At 72.2% G+C, this 15,091-nt stretch carries 10 protein-coding genes; 3 read left to right on the forward strand and 7 right to left on the reverse strand.

Annotated features, from left to right (window positions below):
* Positions 1 to 36: 36 nt before the first annotated feature.
* The 6 genes from ACWGIH_RS24570 to ACWGIH_RS24595 all read right to left on the reverse strand — a co-directional run bounded on the left by ACWGIH_RS24570 (position 37) and on the right by ACWGIH_RS24595 (position 8,667).
* The gene (locus ACWGIH_RS24570) at positions 37 to 1,203 is read right to left on the reverse strand and encodes an acyl-CoA dehydrogenase family protein (protein ID WP_453446158.1); all 1,167 of its coding nucleotides are present in this window, start codon (positions 1,201 to 1,203) and stop codon (positions 37 to 39) included.
* On the reverse strand, positions 1,200 to 3,080 hold the full coding sequence (locus ACWGIH_RS24575) for an ATP-binding protein (RefSeq protein ID WP_453446156.1): 1,881 nt from the start codon (positions 3,078 to 3,080) through the stop codon (positions 1,200 to 1,202). The genes ACWGIH_RS24570 and ACWGIH_RS24575 overlap by 4 nt, the downstream gene beginning before the upstream one ends.
* A gap of 8 nt (positions 3,081 to 3,088) precedes the next feature.
* Positions 3,089 to 4,690, reverse strand: a complete 1,602-nt coding sequence (locus tag ACWGIH_RS24580) for an acyl-CoA carboxylase subunit beta (protein ID WP_453446154.1) — start codon at positions 4,688 to 4,690, stop codon at positions 3,089 to 3,091.
* A 63-nt stretch (positions 4,691 to 4,753) separates the two neighbouring features.
* Positions 4,754 to 6,496: an acyclic terpene utilization AtuA family protein gene (locus tag ACWGIH_RS24585; protein WP_453446152.1), complete on the reverse strand. Its 1,743-nt coding sequence runs from the start codon at positions 6,494 to 6,496 to the stop codon at positions 4,754 to 4,756.
* Between the two features lie 259 nt (positions 6,497 to 6,755).
* On the reverse strand, positions 6,756 to 7,547 hold the full coding sequence (locus tag ACWGIH_RS24590) for a TIGR03084 family metal-binding protein (protein ID WP_453446151.1): 792 nt from the start codon (positions 7,545 to 7,547) through the stop codon (positions 6,756 to 6,758).
* A gap of 76 nt (positions 7,548 to 7,623) precedes the next feature.
* Complete coding sequence (locus ACWGIH_RS24595; protein ID WP_453446149.1) at positions 7,624 to 8,667, reverse strand: EamA family transporter; 1,044 nt, start codon at positions 8,665 to 8,667, stop codon at positions 7,624 to 7,626.
* Between the two features lie 208 nt (positions 8,668 to 8,875).
* Between ACWGIH_RS24595 and ACWGIH_RS24600 the strand changes: the two genes are divergently transcribed.
* Complete coding sequence (locus ACWGIH_RS24600) at positions 8,876 to 9,472, forward strand: hypothetical protein (RefSeq protein ID WP_453446148.1); 597 nt, start codon at positions 8,876 to 8,878, stop codon at positions 9,470 to 9,472.
* Between the two features lie 104 nt (positions 9,473 to 9,576).
* On the opposite strand, the gene ACWGIH_RS24605 is transcribed toward ACWGIH_RS24600, so the two are convergent.
* Positions 9,577 to 12,396 (reverse strand): FAD-binding and (Fe-S)-binding domain-containing protein, encoded by a 2,820-nt coding sequence (locus ACWGIH_RS24605; RefSeq protein WP_453446147.1) that lies wholly within the window; start codon positions 12,394 to 12,396, stop codon positions 9,577 to 9,579.
* Between the two features lie 151 nt (positions 12,397 to 12,547).
* Between ACWGIH_RS24605 and ACWGIH_RS24610 the strand changes: the two genes are divergently transcribed.
* Both ACWGIH_RS24610 and serC read left to right on the forward strand, forming a co-directional pair.
* Entirely contained in the window at positions 12,548 to 13,804 is a 1,257-nt protein-coding gene (locus ACWGIH_RS24610) for a cytochrome P450 family protein (protein ID WP_453446146.1), read from the forward strand.
* A 124-nt stretch (positions 13,805 to 13,928) separates the two neighbouring features.
* Complete coding sequence (gene serC, locus ACWGIH_RS24615; protein ID WP_453446144.1) at positions 13,929 to 15,047, forward strand: phosphoserine transaminase; 1,119 nt, start codon at positions 13,929 to 13,931, stop codon at positions 15,045 to 15,047.
* The last annotated feature ends 44 nt before the right edge of the window (positions 15,048 to 15,091 follow it).

A 15,091-nucleotide genomic window follows, 5' to 3' on the forward strand; every position in this document is an offset into this window, starting at 1 on the left:
GAACTCCCTCTGATCGAGACCTACGAGGCCGGTGGCTCAGTACGACTTGGGCAGGCCCAGCGTCTGGTGCGAGACGTAGTTGAGGATCATTTCCCGGCTCACGGGGGCGATCCGGGCCACCCGGGACGCCACGATCAGCGAGGCGAGGCCGAACTCCTTCGTCAGGCCGTTGCCGCCGAGCGTGTGCACCGACTGGTCGACGGTCTTCACGCACGCGTCGGCGGCCGCGAGCTTGGCCATGTTGGCGGCCTCGCCCGCGCCCATGTCGTCGCCCTCGTCGTACAGCCTGGCGGCCTTCTGCATCATCAGGCGGGCCAGCTCGATGTCGATGTGGGACTGCGCGAGGGGGTGTGCGATCGCCTGGTGGGCGCCGATCGGGCTCTTCCAGACGCTGCGTTCCTTGGCGTATCCGACGGCACGGGCGAGGGCGAACCGTGCCATGCCGAGCGAGAACGCCGCCGTCATGATCCGCTCGGGGTTGAGGCCGGCGAAGAGCTGGAGCAGCCCCGCGTCCTCGTCGCCCACCAGGGCTTCGGCGGGCAGCCGTACGTCGTCCAGGGTCAGCTCGAACTGCTTCTCCGGCGCCTGGAGTTCCATCTCGATCCGCCGCCGCTGGAAGCCCTCGGTCTCGCGCGGGACGATGAAGAGGCAGGGCTTGAGGTTGCCGGTGCGGGCATCTTCCGTACGGCCCACGATCAGCGTGGCGTCGGCGATGTCGACGCCCGAGATGAACACCTTGCGGCCGGTCAGGAGCCAGTCGCCGCTCGCCTCGTCCTTGCGGGCGGTCGTGGTGATCCGGTGGGAGTTGGAGCCCGCGTCGGGCTCGGTGATGCCGAACGCCATGGTGCGGCTGCCGTCGGCGAGGCCGGGCAGCCAGGCCCGCTTCTGTTCGTCGGTGCCGAAGCGGGCGATGACGGTGCCGCAGATCGCGGGCGAGACGACCATCATCAGGAGGGGGCAGCCGGCGGCACCCAATTCCTCCAGGACGATGGAGAGTTCGGCTATGCCGCCGCCTCCGCCGCCGTACTCCTCGGGCAGGTTCACGCCCAGATAGCCGAGCTTGGCGGCGTCGGCCCACAGCTCGTCGGGGTGGCCTTCGCCCGCCACGACCCGGGACATGTAGTCGCGGCCGTAACGCTTGCCGAGCGCGGCGACGGCCGCGCGCAGGGCCTGGTGCTCTTCGGTTTCGAGGACGGTGCTCATACGGACTGCTCCTCCTGTACGACGTCTACGACTGCGAGCAGCGCGCCGACCTCGACCTGGCGGCCGGGCGTTGCGTGCAGGGTGGTGAGCGTGCCGGTGGCGGGGGCACAGATGCGGTGCTCCATCTTCATGGCCTCCAGCCAGATGAGGGGCTGCCCGGCGGTGACCCGCGCCCCTTCCGTGAGCCCTTCGGCCAGGCGTACGACGGTGCCGGGCATCGGGGCGAGCAGGGAGCCGGGATCCTGGCGTGTGGTCGGCTCGGGAAGCAGCGGGAGCGCGGTGAGCGCGGTGTTGCCGACGTACACGCGATCGTCGCCGTACCGGCGCACGGTGAACTGCCTGCGCACACCGTCGACTTCGAGCACGACCAGCTCGCCGGACACGGAGAGCACCCGCACCCCGTCCGCGCTCAGCCCTTCCCGCGTGTGGCGGTAGCGCACCTCGTGCTCGGTGCCGTCCGGCTCGCTCCGGAAGAGCTTGACCTGCGACTGCGAAGCGAGGTTGCGGAAGCCGCCGAACCGCGAGCGCCCGTGCGCGTCGGCGAGCGCGGCGGCCAGCGGGGCGTACGGGTCCGGGGCGGGGGCCGTGAGCGCGGCGAGGTGCCGGTCGTAGAAGCCGGTGTCCATGCGGCCCCCGACGAACTCCGGGTGCCGCAGGGACCGTACGAGCAACTCCCTGTTGGTGACGGGGCCGTGCACGACCGCGCGCTCCAGCGCTCCCGCGAGGCCGCGCAGGGCCTGCGCACGCGTGGGGGCGTACGCGACGGCCTTGGCCAGCATCGGGTCGTAGTGCACGCCGATCGTGTCGCCGTCGACGTACCCCGTGTCGAGCCGCACGCCCGGCACGGACAGCCGGTGCAGGATGCCGGTCTGCGGGGCCCACTGCGCCGCCGGGTCCTCGGCGTAGAGGCGGGCCTCCACCGCGTGGCCGCGCGCGGGCGGCGGCTCCTCCGCGAGGGGCGCGCCCTCCGCGACCTGGATCTGCAACGCCACGAGGTCGATCCCGAACACGGCTTCCGTCACCGGGTGTTCGACCTGGAGCCGGGTGTTCATCTCCAGGAAGTGCGCCCGGTCGCCCGCGACCAGGAACTCCACCGTGCCCGCCCCGCGATACCCGGTCACGCGCGCCGCACGCACGGCCTGCGCGTGCAGTTCGTCGACGAGTGCGGCTGGCAGGCCCGGCGCCGGGGACTCCTCGATGACCTTCTGGTGCCTGCGCTGGAGCGTGCAGTCCCGGGTGCCGAGCGCCCAGACGGTGTCGTGCGCGTCGGCCATGATCTGCACCTCGACGTGCCGGCCGCCCTCCAGGTAGGGCTCGACGAAGACCTCGCCGTCCCCGAAGGCACTGGCCGCCTCCGCTCGCGCCGCCTCCAACTCGCCTTTCAGGTCGGCCAGTTCGCGTACGACGCGCATGCCGCGTCCGCCGCCGCCGGACGCCGCCTTCACCAGGACCGGCAGCTCGTCCTCGGTGACCTCGCCCACACTCATCGGCGCGATGCCCATGAGCTCCTTGGCGCGCGTCTTGGACGCCATGGATGCGATGGCCTCGGGAGGGGGGCCGATCCACACGAGCCCGGCGTCGAGGACCGCGCGCGCGAAGTCCGCGTTCTCCGAGAGGAAGCCGTAGCCGGGGTGGACGGCGTCCGCGCCCGCCGCCTGTGCGGCCTTCACGATGAGTTCGCCGCGCAGATACGTGTCGGCGGGCGCCGAGCCCGGCAGCCGTACGGCGGTGTCGGCCTCGCGGACGTGCAGGGCGTCCGCGTCGGCGTCCGAGTACACCGCCACGGTGGCGATGCCGAGGTCGCGGCAGGTGCGGAAGACGCGGCAGGCGATCTCGCCGCGGTTGGCGACGAGGACGGAGCTGATGGTTTTCGTCATGGAGGTCCTCACATCCGAAAGACGCCGAAGCCACCGCGCGCGCCCTCGTAGGGGGCGGTGTGGATCACGGACAGGCACAGGCCGAGGACCGTGCGGGTGTCGCGGGGGTCGATGACGCCGTCGTCGTAGAGACGGCCGGAAAGGAACATCGGCAGCGACTCCGACTCGATCTGCTGCTCCACCATGGCGCGCAGCGCGGCGTCGGCGTCATCGTCGTAGGGCTGCCCCTTGGCGGCCGCGGACTGCCGGGCCACGATCGACAGGACTCCGGCGAGCTGCTGCGGGCCCATGACGGCCGACTTGGAGCTCGGCCAGGCGAAGAGGAAACGCGGGTCGTAGGCGCGCCCGCACATGCCGTAGTGCCCGGCCCCGTACGAGGCGCCCATCAGGACGCTGAGGTGCGGCACCCGCGAGTTCGACACGGCGTTGATCATCATCGCGCCGTGCTTGATGATGCCGCCCTGCTCGTACTCCTTGCCGACCATGTAGCCGGTGGTGTTGTGCAGGAAGAGCAGCGGGATGTCGCGCTGGTTGGCCAACTGGATGAACTGGGCGGCCTTCTGGGACTCCTCGCTGAAGAGCACGCCCTGCGCGTTGGCGAGGATTCCGACGGGATAGCCGTGCAGCGAGGCCCAACCGGTGGTGAGACTCGACCCGTACAGCGGCTTGAACTCGTCGAAGTCGGAGGCGTCGACGATACGGGCGATGACCTCGCGCGGGTCGAAGGGCACCTTCAGGTCCCCGGGCACGATGCCGAGCAGCTCGTCCTCGTCGTACTTGGGCGGCTCGACGACCGCCACCGGATCCGCGTACGCCTTGCGCCAGTTGAGGCGTTTGACGACCCGCCGCGCCTGCCGGAGCGCGTCGCGCTCGTCCTCGGCGAGGTAGTCCGCGAGACCGGAGGTACGGGCGTGCATCTCGGCGCCGCCCAGCGACTCGTCGTCGCTCTCCTCGCCGGTGGCCATCTTCACCAGCGGGGGACCGCCGAGGAAGACCTTGGCGCGCTCCTTGACCATGATCACGTGGTCGCTCATGCCGGGGACGTACGCGCCGCCCGCCGTGGAGTTGCCGAAGACGACGGCGACCGTCGGGACACCGGCGGCCGACGACTGGGTGAGGTGCTTGAAGAGCGCGCCGCCCGGGATGAAGATCTCCTTCTGGGAGGGCAGGTCGGCGCCCCCGGACTCCACGAGGTGGATGGACGGCAGCCGGTTGGCGTGCCCGATCTCGTGCGCGCGAAAGGCCTTCTTCAGGGTCCACGGATTGCTGGCGCCGCCGCGTACGGTCGGGTCGTTGGCGGTGATCAGGCACTCCACGCCCGCCACGACACCGATGCCGGTCACCATCGAGGCGCCGACCGGATAGTCGCTCCCCCAGGCGGCGAGCGGCGACAGTTCGAGGAACGGTGTGTCGGGGTCGAGCAACAGCTCGATCCGCTCCCGGGCGAGCAGCTTTCCGCGCCTGCGGTGCCGGGCCACGTATTTCTCGCCGCCGCCCTCAAGGGCCTTGGCCTGCTCGGTGCCGAGTTCGGCGAGCTTGGCCAGCATGGCCTCGCGGTGTTCGGCGTACTCGGCGCTCGCGGGGTCGAGCGCGGACGCGAGGACGGTCACGGGAGTACCTCCGTCGGTTCGGTCACTTCTAGCGAGTCGGTCACTTCTACGAGTCGGTCGCGTCTACGAATCGGTCGCTTCAACGAGTTCGGCCGGTACGTCGACGTGGCGGGCGCGCAGCCATTCGCCCAGGCCCTTGGCCTGCGGGTCGAAGCGGGCCTGGGACGCGACGCCCGCGCCGAGGATTCCCCCGACGACGAAGTTCAGCGCCCGCAGGTTCGGCAGGACATGGCGCACGACGGTCAACTCGGCCGCCTCGGGGATGAGTTCGCGGAACCGCTCGACGGTCAGCTCGTGGGCGAGCCACCGCCAGGTGTCGTCCGTGCGCGCCCAGACGCCGACGTTCGCGTCCCCGCCCTTGTCGCCGCTGCGGGCCCCGGCGACGAGACCGAGGGGGGCGCGGCGGGTGGGGCCGTCCGGCAGGGGCGGGGGCAGGGGCGGCTCGTCCGGTTCTTCGAGTACGAGGGTGCCGCCGACGCCCTCCACGGGCTGCCGCTCGCCGCCGGGCAGGACGGCCACGTGGTCGACGGTGCCGCGATCGACGTACGCGGCTTCGAAGACTCCGTAGGGCGCGCCCTTGCCCGGGGGCGCCGTGACGTGGAAGCCCGGGTAGCTGCCGAGGGCCAGTTCGATCGCGGCGCCGCTCAGGGCGCGGCCCACGGGGTCCTGCCGCGGGTCGCGCACGACGAGCCGCAGCAGGGCGGAGGCGGTCTCCTCGGTCGGGGCGTCGGGGCGGTCGGTGCGGGCGAGTTCCCACCGCACCTCCTGGGGACGGGACGTGGACCGCGCGAACGCGTCCTCGACCTGGGCGCGGACGAGGTCCGCCTTGGTCTGGACGTCGAGCCCGGTGAGGACGAAGACGACTTCGTTGCGGAAGCCGCCGAGCCGGTTCAGGCCGACCTTGAGGTCCGGCGGCGGTGCCTCTCCGCGCACTCCGGAAACGCGGACCCGGTCGGGCCCCTCCTGCGTGAGGGTGACCGTGTCGAGCCGGGCGGTGACGTCGGGCCCGGCGTAACGGGCGCCGGAGGTCTCGTAGAGGAGCTGCGCGGTGACCGTGCCGACGTCGACGAAGCCGCCGGTGCCGTCGTGCTTGGTGATGACGCCGGAGCCGTCCTCGTGGATCTCGGCGATCGGGAAGCCGGGGCGGAGCAGCTCGCGCTGGGGGCGTTCGACGAAGAAGGCGTAGTTGCCGCCGGTGGCCTGCGTCCCGCATTCGAGGATGTGCCCGATGACGACCGCTCCCGCGAGCCGGTCGTGGTCGCCGTCGCCCCATCCGAAGTGGGCGGCGGCGGGCCCGGTGACGAGGGCGGCGTCGGTCACGCGTCCGGTGACGACGATGTCGGCCCCCGCGCGCAGGCAGGCGGCGATTCCGGCGCCGCCGAGGTAGGCGTTGGCGGTGAGTGCGTCCGGGTAGCGGGGTCCGAGGTCGTCGCCCTCCACGTGCGCGACCCGCACGCCGGCCCCGAGCCGGTCGGCCAACTCCCGCACGGCGTCCGCGAGCCCGCCGGGATTGAGCCCCCCGGCGTTGGCGACGATCTTGACGCCCCGCTCCTTGGCGAGCCCCAGGCACTCCTCCAGCTGCCGCAGAAAGGTCTTCGCATAGCCGCGCCCGGGATCCTTGAGCCGGTCACGGCCGAGGATCAGCATGGTCAGCTCGGCGAGGTAGTCGCCGGTGAGGACGTCGAGGGGGCCGCCGGTGAGCATCTCGCGCATGGCATCGAAACGATCCCCGTAGAAGCCGGACGCGTTGCCGATCCGCAGGGGGGCGGGCAGAACGGCGGTCGGGACGACGGTCGGGGAGGTCATCACGCAACCTCCTCGTCGGGGCGCCCCGACGTCACGACTGCCCCTACGACACCCGACCAACGCCGGGCGCCAGCGCTTTGCGCCTCCACGGCGAGGCAACCGGCAGCATCACCGAACGACGCCCGGCCAATCGGCGGTGACATCCGCGAGGCAGCCGACGGGGCGGTCATCGCCCGCCACCCTTGGCCGGGCGCAGCATCACCGAGCCACGCCCGCCCGGACGGCAGGGTCGCCCGCGAGGCAGCCGACGAGGCGGTCCTCACGCGCCCTCCCTCGCCGGACGACCCGGACCCGGCGGACCCGCGAAGGCCTGGGCGATGTCGAGCCACCGGTCGGCGTCGGGGCCTTCCGCGCGTACCGCGAGGTCGTTTCGGTGGGCGCGCTGCGTGACGAGGAGGCAGAAGTCAAGTGCGGGACCGGTCACCCGCTGGTCGGCGTCCTCGGGACCGCTGGTCCATGGCTCACCGGAGGGGAGCCGGAGCTCCACGCGGAAGGCGGCCGCCGGTGCGCTCAGTCCCCGTACGCCGAAGGAGAAGTCCCGGGCGCGCACCCCGATGTGCGCGATGTGCCGCAGCCGGTCGGTGGGTACCCGCTCGACGCCCAGCGCGTCGGCGACGTCCTGGCCGTGCGCCCACGTCTCCATGAGCCGCGCGGTCGCCATGGAGGTGGCCGACATGGGCGGCCCGTACCAGGGGAAGCGGGTCCCGCGCGGCGCGGCCGTCAGGGCTTTCAGGAGGGCGTCACGCCCGGCGCGCCACTGGGCGAGCAACTCGCCCGGGGGCTGCGCGGCCCCCTCCTCGGCCCCGGCGTCCACGAACGAGTCGGGAGCGGCGAGCGCCTCCTCGACGAGCCGGCCGAAGGCGTCCCCGTCGGTGACGGCGGTCAGCGCGGCGCGGTCCGTCCAGGCGAGGTGGGCGATCTGATGGGCGACGGTCCAGCCATCGGCGGGGGTGAGGAGCGCCCAGCGCTCCTCACCCAACCCCCCTACCAGCTGGTCGAGTTCCTCGCTCTCACGGCGCAGATCATCGAGTACGGGCACAGCTTCGGACACGGAGCGCTCCCCTCAGGGCACGACGGTGTGCCCCGGAGCATGGCAGCGGCCGGAGAAACAAGCAAGCGTGCTTGCATTACTTTCCGGACGTCTCCGGGATGGGCTGCTCCCCAGCTTCGCGCCCGGACCTTTCGGCCCTTTCGGTACTTTCCGGCCCCTCGGCGCCGTCGGCAGGAGCCAGCACGGCGTCAGGGGTGGCCCCCGTCACGACGTCCCCGTCCCCACGGCGGGCCCGCCCGCGCCCGACCTGGGTCCGTACGGCGCCCATGCTGGCGGCGATGACCAACGAGATGGCCAGCGCCTCGTTGACGGAAAGCGCCTGGTTCAGCACCAGGAATCCCGCGACGGCCGCGATGGCCGGCTCCAGGCTCATCATGATCGCGAAGGTGGAGGCGGGAAGCCGGCGCAGGGCGAGCAGTTCGAGCGTGTACGGCAGCACGGAGGACATCACGGCGACGGCCGCGCCGAGCGCGAGCACCTCGGGCCGCACGAGCTTCTCGCCGGATTCGATGAGGCCCAGCGGCAGGAAGAGCACGGCGGCGACGACCATCGCGAGGGCGAGCCCGTCGGCCTGCGGGAAGCGGCGCCCCGTACGGGCGCTGAACATGATGTACGTGGCCCACATGGCACCGGCGCCGAGGGCGTACGCGACGCCGACGGGATCGAGCCCGCTGAACCCGCCCCCGCCGCCCAGCAGGAAGACACCGCACAGCGCGAGCCCCGCCCACACGAGATTCACCGCACGCCGCGAGGCGAAGACGGAGAGCGCCAGCGGGCCGAGGACCTCGAGTGTGACGGCGGGCCCCATGGGGATGCGGGCGACGGACTGGTAGAAGAGCCCGTTCATCCCGGCCATGGCCACACCGAAGGCGACGACGGTCCCCCAGTCGGCGCGCGCGTACCCGCGCACCTTGGGCCGGCAGACGATCATCAGCACCAGAGCGGCGAAGGCGAGCCGCAGGGTCACGATGCCGAGGGCTCCGGCCTTGGGCATCACGCTCACGGCGATGGCTCCGCCGAACTGGACGGAGACGCCGCCCGCGAGCACAAGCCCGACGGGCCCGAGGGCACCCCACCGCCCACCGGATGCCGCCTCCTGACCACTCCTCGACGCGTCCACAGCCAACCCTTCCGTTTCTTCGGTCCCGGCCGATCCCCGGCCAGTCCACTCACCTGAACTACCCCGTCCAAGGTAGTAGACCACGTCAGGATTGTGGAGCCCTTTTACTGCTGTACGCAAACCGCGTCCACATGGCGAGTGGCGAGGGAACCCCGCACGCCCCGCGCCGCGTCTTGAGGCCTACGCCGACGGCGGCTGGTTCCCGTTGGTGCGGGTCGGTCTCGTGGTGTCGCTGCTGCTGCTCGTCCTGGGACTTCTTGTCGTCTCCGTCCTGCACGCCGCGTACGCCGTCGCCGAATCCCACGCCACGCGCGACGGTGACGGGCCGCTGACCGTTCGCGAGCTGTGGCGGCGTACCCGCGGGCGCTTCCCCGCCGCCCTCGCGGTCAACGCGCTGAGCGGACTGCCGGTGGGTGCCATGGCGCTGGCTGGTTATGTGCTGTGGATGACCGTCGAGCGCGGCGAGGTGCCCGGCGTCGAGCCCACGCCCACGGGCGAGACCGCGACCCCGGTCTACACGCTGGTGGGGTGGGTGCTGCCGATCGGCGTCATGTGCCTGGGCCCGCTGCTGTACTTCCGCCTTTCGCTGGCCACCGCCGAGACGGTGCTGGAGCGCCGCTCTCCGTTCGTGGCCCTGTACCGCTCCTGGGTGCTGACCCGCCGGGCGCGTATGCGCACCCTCGGACTCGGCACACTGTCCGTCACGGCCGCGGCACTCGTCATCCTCCTCGCCGGGTACGCGGCCGCCCCTCTCGCCCATTACGCCGGGCTCGGCATGCTGTGGCTCAGCGACGCCCACCACTAGCCATGCCGCTGGCGTGCGGACATCGGCGCGCCTGTACGGGGAACTCGCTCGTAAGCCGGTCGCCCCCGTCCGGAATCCGTGACCCCCGCGCCCCGCGAGCACCCTCAGGCCCCGTCCAGCCCCTCCGCCAACACCTCCGCCAAGTGCCGTCCCCGTGCCCCCTCCCCCAGTTGTTCCAGTTGGGTTCGGCAGGAGAAGCCGTCCGCCAGGATCATGGGGCCGCCCTTCGCCTCCGGGGCGGCGCCTCGTACGGCGGGGAGCAGTTGTTCCTCCGCGCATGCCGCCGAGACCTCGTAATGCCCGGCCTCGAAGCCGAAGTTGCCCGCGAGCCCGCAGCAGCCTCCGCTCAACTCGCCCTCCAGGCCCGCCTTGCCCCGCAGGCGGCGTTCGGCCGCGTCGCCGAGCACCGCGTGCTGGTGGCAGTGCGTCTGGCCCACCACCGGGCGGCCGATCCGCGGCGGCGACCACTCCGGGGCCAGTTCCTCCAGGGCCTGCGCGAACGTCCGTACCCGGGAGGCCAGTTCCGCCGCCCGTTCGTCCCCGGCCAGCAGTTCCACCAGGTCCGTCTTAAGCGCCGCCGCACAGCTCGGTTCGAGGACCACCAGCGGCGCCTCCGAGTCAAGGAGCGGCCCCATCCGCTCCAGCGTCCTCCGCATCACCGCGCGAGCCCGGTCCAGTTGCCCCGTGGACACGTACGTCAGACCGCAGCACACGTCCCCCGGCGGCACCACCACCCGCAGCCCCGCGTCCTCGAGGACCCGCACCGCCGCCCGGCCCACCGCCGGTGACAGGTGGTCCGTGAACGTGTCCGGCCAGAGCACGACCGTCGGGCCCTCCGAGGCCGCGGCGGCGTCCCGGCCCCGGAACCACCGGCGGAACGTCTCCCCCGCGAGGCGCGGAATGTCCCTCTCCGGTGCGATCCCGCCCAGCCTCTTGGCCAGCGAGGCCAGCACCCCCACGCGAGCCACCGCGTTGGCCGCCCCCGCCGTCCGCGTCCGCGAGGCCAGGCGCAGCCACAGCGGGAGCCAGCCCATCGCGTAGTGCGCCGCGGGGCGCCTGCGGCCCTCGTAGTGGTGGTGCAGGAACTCCGCCTTGTACGTGGCCATGTCCACGCCCACCGGACAGTCCGACCGGCAGCCCTTGCAGGACAGGCAGAGGTCGAGCGCGTCCCGTACCTCCTCCGAGCGCCAGCCGTCCGTGACCACGTCACCCGCGAGCATCTCGTGCAGGAGGCGCGCCCGGCCGCGCGTGGAGTGCTCCTCATCGCCCGTCGCCCGGAAGGACGGGCACATCACCCCGCCGCCCGAACCGGCGGACGTGGTACGGCACTTGGCGACCCCCACGCACCGCCGCACCGCCGCCGAGAAGTCCCCGCCGTCATGCGGGTAGCCGAAGGCCACGTCCACCGGCTGCCGCGGCAGCGGGGCGAACCGCAGGTTCGAGTCCAGCGGCGCGGGCCGCACCAGCATCCCCGGATTCAGCAGGTCCGCCGGGTCCCACACCCCCTTCACCCGCTCGAACAGCCGGACGAGGTCGGCCCCGTACATCACGGGAAGGAGCTCGGCCCGTGCCTGCCCGTCGCCGTGCTCGCCCGACAGCGAACCGCCGTGCGCGACCACGAGCCGCGCCAGGTCCTCGGAGAAGCGTCGGAAGCGCCGCACGCCCACCTCGCTCATCAGGTCGAAGTCGATGCGTACGTGAATGCAGCCGTCCCCGAAGTGCCCGTACGGCGTCCCGCGCAGGCCGTGTTCGCCGAGCAGCCCCCGGAAGTCCCGCAGGTACGCGCCGAGCCGTGCGGGCGGCACCGCGCAGTCCTCCCACCCCGGCCACGCCTCGCTGCCGTCCGGCATCCGCGTCGCCGTCCCGCTGGCGTCCTCACGGACCCGCCACAGCACGCGCTGCCCCGCCGGGTCCGTCACGACCACCGAGTCCACCGTGTCCCCGGCCGCCGCCCGCACGATCGCCTCCGCACGCGCGCGTGCCTCACCCTCGCTCGCGCCACCCGTCTCGACGAACAGCCAGGCACCGCCCTTGGGCAGCCCCTCGGACCCCCGTACGAGGTCGGCCGCCATCCCCTCCACCGTCAGCGGCCCGTGCGGCAGCAGTCCGGCGGCCGCCTCCGCCGCCGCGCTCTCGTCGGCGTAACCGAGGACCGCGAGCGCACGCGCGCGTGGCGAGTCGACGAGGCGTACGACGGCCTCCGTCACCACGCCGAGCGTGCCCTCGGAGCCGCAGAAGGCGCGGGCCAGGTCGACGCCCCGCTCGGGGAGCATGGCGTCGAGCGCATAGCCGGAGATGCGGCGCGGGAGGTCGGGGAAACCGGTGCGCAGGAGTTCCAACTCGCCGTCCACCAGCGCGCGTAGGCCCTCCGGAGCGCCGGACCAGCCCTGCCCCGGCGCGAGCCGTTCGCCCGCGCCGCTCACGACCGAGAGCGAGGCGACGTTGTCGGCGGTCGTGCCCCAGGCGACCGAGTGGGACCCGCAGGAGTTGTTGCCGATCATGCCGCCGAGGGTGCAGCGGTTGTGGGTGGACGGGTCGGGGCCGAAGGTCAGGCCGTGCGGTGCGGCCGCGCCCCGCAGCGTGTCGCAGATGACGCCGGGCTGGACGACCGCGGTCCGCGACTCGGCGTCCAGGGACACGATCCGGTTCATGTGCCGCGTGAAGTCGAGGACGAGCCCCGTGCCGGTCGCCTGTCCGGCGATGGACGTGCCGGCGCCGCGGGCCACGACCGGCACCCCGCGCTCCCGGCACACGGCGAGCGCCGCCGCCACGTCGTCCGCGTCGCGCGGGGCGAGGACGCCTAGCGGCACTCTGCGGTAGTTGGACGCGTCCATGGTGTTCAGGGCCCGCGCGGTGACGGAGAAGTCCACCTCCCCCCGCACGGCTGCCCGCAGTTCCTCTTCCACGCCTCCGAGATCACTCATGCCCATATCCATGCCCTCAATATGCATCCGCGAAGGCCCGCACCGGCGGCAGCCAAACGCCCGACGCGCGCCTATAGTTGCCGCGACTTGATCACCGGAACCCGTGTGACGTGGTCATCAGAACCCCGTGTGGACCCAGAGGAGAGCCCCGATGACGTCCGGCTGCCCCGCCCGCAACGCACCCGACCGCATCGTCCTCGACCCCTTCGTCACCGACCTGGACGGCGAGAGCGCCAGGCTGCGTGCGGCGGGCCCGCTGGCCGAGGTGGAGCTGCCCGGCGGCGTACCGGTCTGGGCGGTCACGCACCACGCCGAGGCACGTCAACTCCTCACCGACAAGCGTCTGGTGAAGGACATCGAGGTGTGGGGCGCCTGGCGGCGCGGCGAGATACCGGCGGACTGGCCGCTGATCGGCCTGGCCAACCCGGGCCGTTCGATGCTGACGGTCGACGGCGAGGAACACCGCCGGATGCGCGCCCTGGTCGCGCAGGCTCTGACGCCGCGGCGGGTGGAGCGGATGCGGGAGCGGATCGCGGAGCTGACGAAGGGCCTCCTGGACCGGCTTCCGCAGGGCAGCGGCCAAGTGGTGGACCTGAAGGCCGAGTTCGCGTACCCGCTGCCCATGTACGTCATCAGCGACCTGATGGGCATCGACGCCGCCGACCACCCCCGCCTGAAGGTCCTCTTCGACAAGTTCTTCTCCACCCAGACGCCGCCCGCCGAGGTCGTGGCCACGCTGGGCGAGCTGGCGGCCATGATGAGCGGTGTCGTCGCGGCGCGGCGGGCCGAGCCGGGCGACGATCTGACCAGCGCCCTGATCCTCGCGTCGGAGGACGGCGACCACCTCACCGACGCGGAGATCGTCTCCACGCTCCAGCTGATGGTCGCGGCGGGCCACGAGACGACGATCTCGCTGATCGTCAACGCGGTGGTGAACCTTTCGGCCCATCCCGAGCAGCTGGCGCTCGTCCTCTCCGGCGACGCGAGCTGGGAGATGGTCGTGGAGGAGACGCTGCGCCACTCCACGCCGACATCGCACGTCCTGATCCGGTTCGCGGCCGAGGACGTCGCCGTGGGCGACAAGGTCATCCGCGCGGGTGACGCGCTGATCGTGTCGTACGCGGCGATCGGCCGCGACGAGCGGGCGCACGGCCCCACGGCGGACGCCTTCGACATCACGCGCACGTCCGCGGCCTCGTCGAACCGTCACATCTCCTTCGGCCACGGCCCGCACGTCTGCCCGGGTGCGGCACTGTCGCGCCTGGAGGCGGGGGTGGCACTCCCGGCCCTGTACGCACGCTTCCCGGAGCTGACCCTGGCGGTCCCGCGCGCGGAACTGCGCAACAAGCCGGTGGTGACGCAGAACGACCTGTACGAGCTGCCGGTGCTTCTGCGGAAGCGGAATTAGCTCCTCCGGCGTTTGAGGAGCGAGGTCCGGGGCGGCGCCCCGCGGCGTCCACCCTGTGGGTCAGCACGATCTCAGCCGCCGGACGCCCCCCGTTCACCGCTCGAGAAGCCGTTAGGCTCACCCCGTGGCTGAGATCCAGATTCCCGCTGACATCAAGCCCGCCGACGGACGTTTCGGCGCGGGCCCCTCCAAGGTGCGCACGGAGGCGCTGGACGCGCTCGCCGCCACCGGTACCTCTCTGCTCGGCACCTCCCACCGCCAGGCCCCGGTCAAGAACCTGGTCGGCAAGGTGCGCGAAGGCGTGCGCGACCTCTTCTCCCTCCCCGAGGGGTACGAGGTGATCCTGGGCAACGGCGGCTCCACCGCCTTCTGGGACGTCGCGACCCACGGCCTCATCGAGAACAAGTCGCAGCACCTCACGTTCGGTGAGTTCTCCTCCAAGTTCGCCAAGGCCTCGAAACTCGCCCCGTGGCTCGCCGAGCCCACGGTGATCTCGAGTGAGCCGGGCACGCACCCGGAGCCGCAGGCCGAGGCAGGCGTGGACGTCTACGCCTTCACGCACAACGAGACCTCGACCGGTGTCGCGGCCCCCCTCAAGCGGGTGGCCGGCGCGGACGAGGGTTCCCTCGTCCTGGTGGACGCCACCTCCGGCGCGGGCGGCCTGCCGGTCGACATCGCCGAGACGGACGTCTACTACTTCGCGCCGCAGAAGTCCTTCGCGTCGGACGGCGGCCTGTGGATCGGCGTCTTCTCCCCCGCCGCCATCGAGCGCGCCGAGCGGATCCACGCCTCCGGCCGCCACGTCCCGGAGTTCTTCAGCCTCCCCACGGCGATCGACAACTCCCGCAAGAACCAGACGTACAACACCCCGGCGCTCGCCACGCTCTTCCTGCTCGGTGAGCAGCTGGACTGGATGAACAGCCAGGGCGGCCTGGAGTTCACGACCGGCCGCACGGCCGCGTCCTCGCGCACCCTGTACGGGTGGGCCGAGGAGTCGAAGTACGCGACGCCGTTCGTCACCGACCCGGCCAAGCGCTCGCAGGTCATCGGCACGATCGACTTCGCGGACGAGATTGACGCTGCCGCTGTTGCCAAGGCTCTGCGGGCCAACGGGGTCGTTGACACCGAGCCGTACCGCAAGCTGGGCCGCAATCAGCTGCGCGTGGCGATGTTCCCGGCTATCGACCCGGCGGACGTCGAGGCGCTGACCAAGTGCGTCGACTACGTGATCGAGAAGCTGTAAAGACGGTCCTACGCAGATGAGGGCGCCCGGCAGGTATCACCTGC

This window comes from Streptomyces sp. NPDC054872 (assembly GCF_053610705.1).

Excerpts from the sequence above, each read along its gene's own strand:
- ACWGIH_RS24585 (WP_453446152.1), bottom strand. The coding sequence starts at position 6,496 with ATGACCTCCCCGACCGTCGTCCCGACCGCCGTTCTGCCCGCCCCCCTG.
- ACWGIH_RS24575 (WP_453446156.1), bottom strand. The coding sequence starts at position 3,080 with ATGACGAAAACCATCAGCTCCGTCCTCGTCGCCAACCGCGGCGAGATC.
- ACWGIH_RS24605 (WP_453446147.1), bottom strand. The coding sequence starts at position 12,396 with ATGAGTGATCTCGGAGGCGTGGAAGAGGAACTGCGGGCAGCCGTGCGG.
- ACWGIH_RS24610 (WP_453446146.1), top strand. The coding sequence starts at position 12,548 with ATGACGTCCGGCTGCCCCGCCCGCAACGCACCCGACCGCATCGTCCTC.
- ACWGIH_RS24570 (WP_453446158.1), bottom strand. The coding sequence starts at position 1,203 with ATGAGCACCGTCCTCGAAACCGAAGAGCACCAGGCCCTGCGCGCGGCC.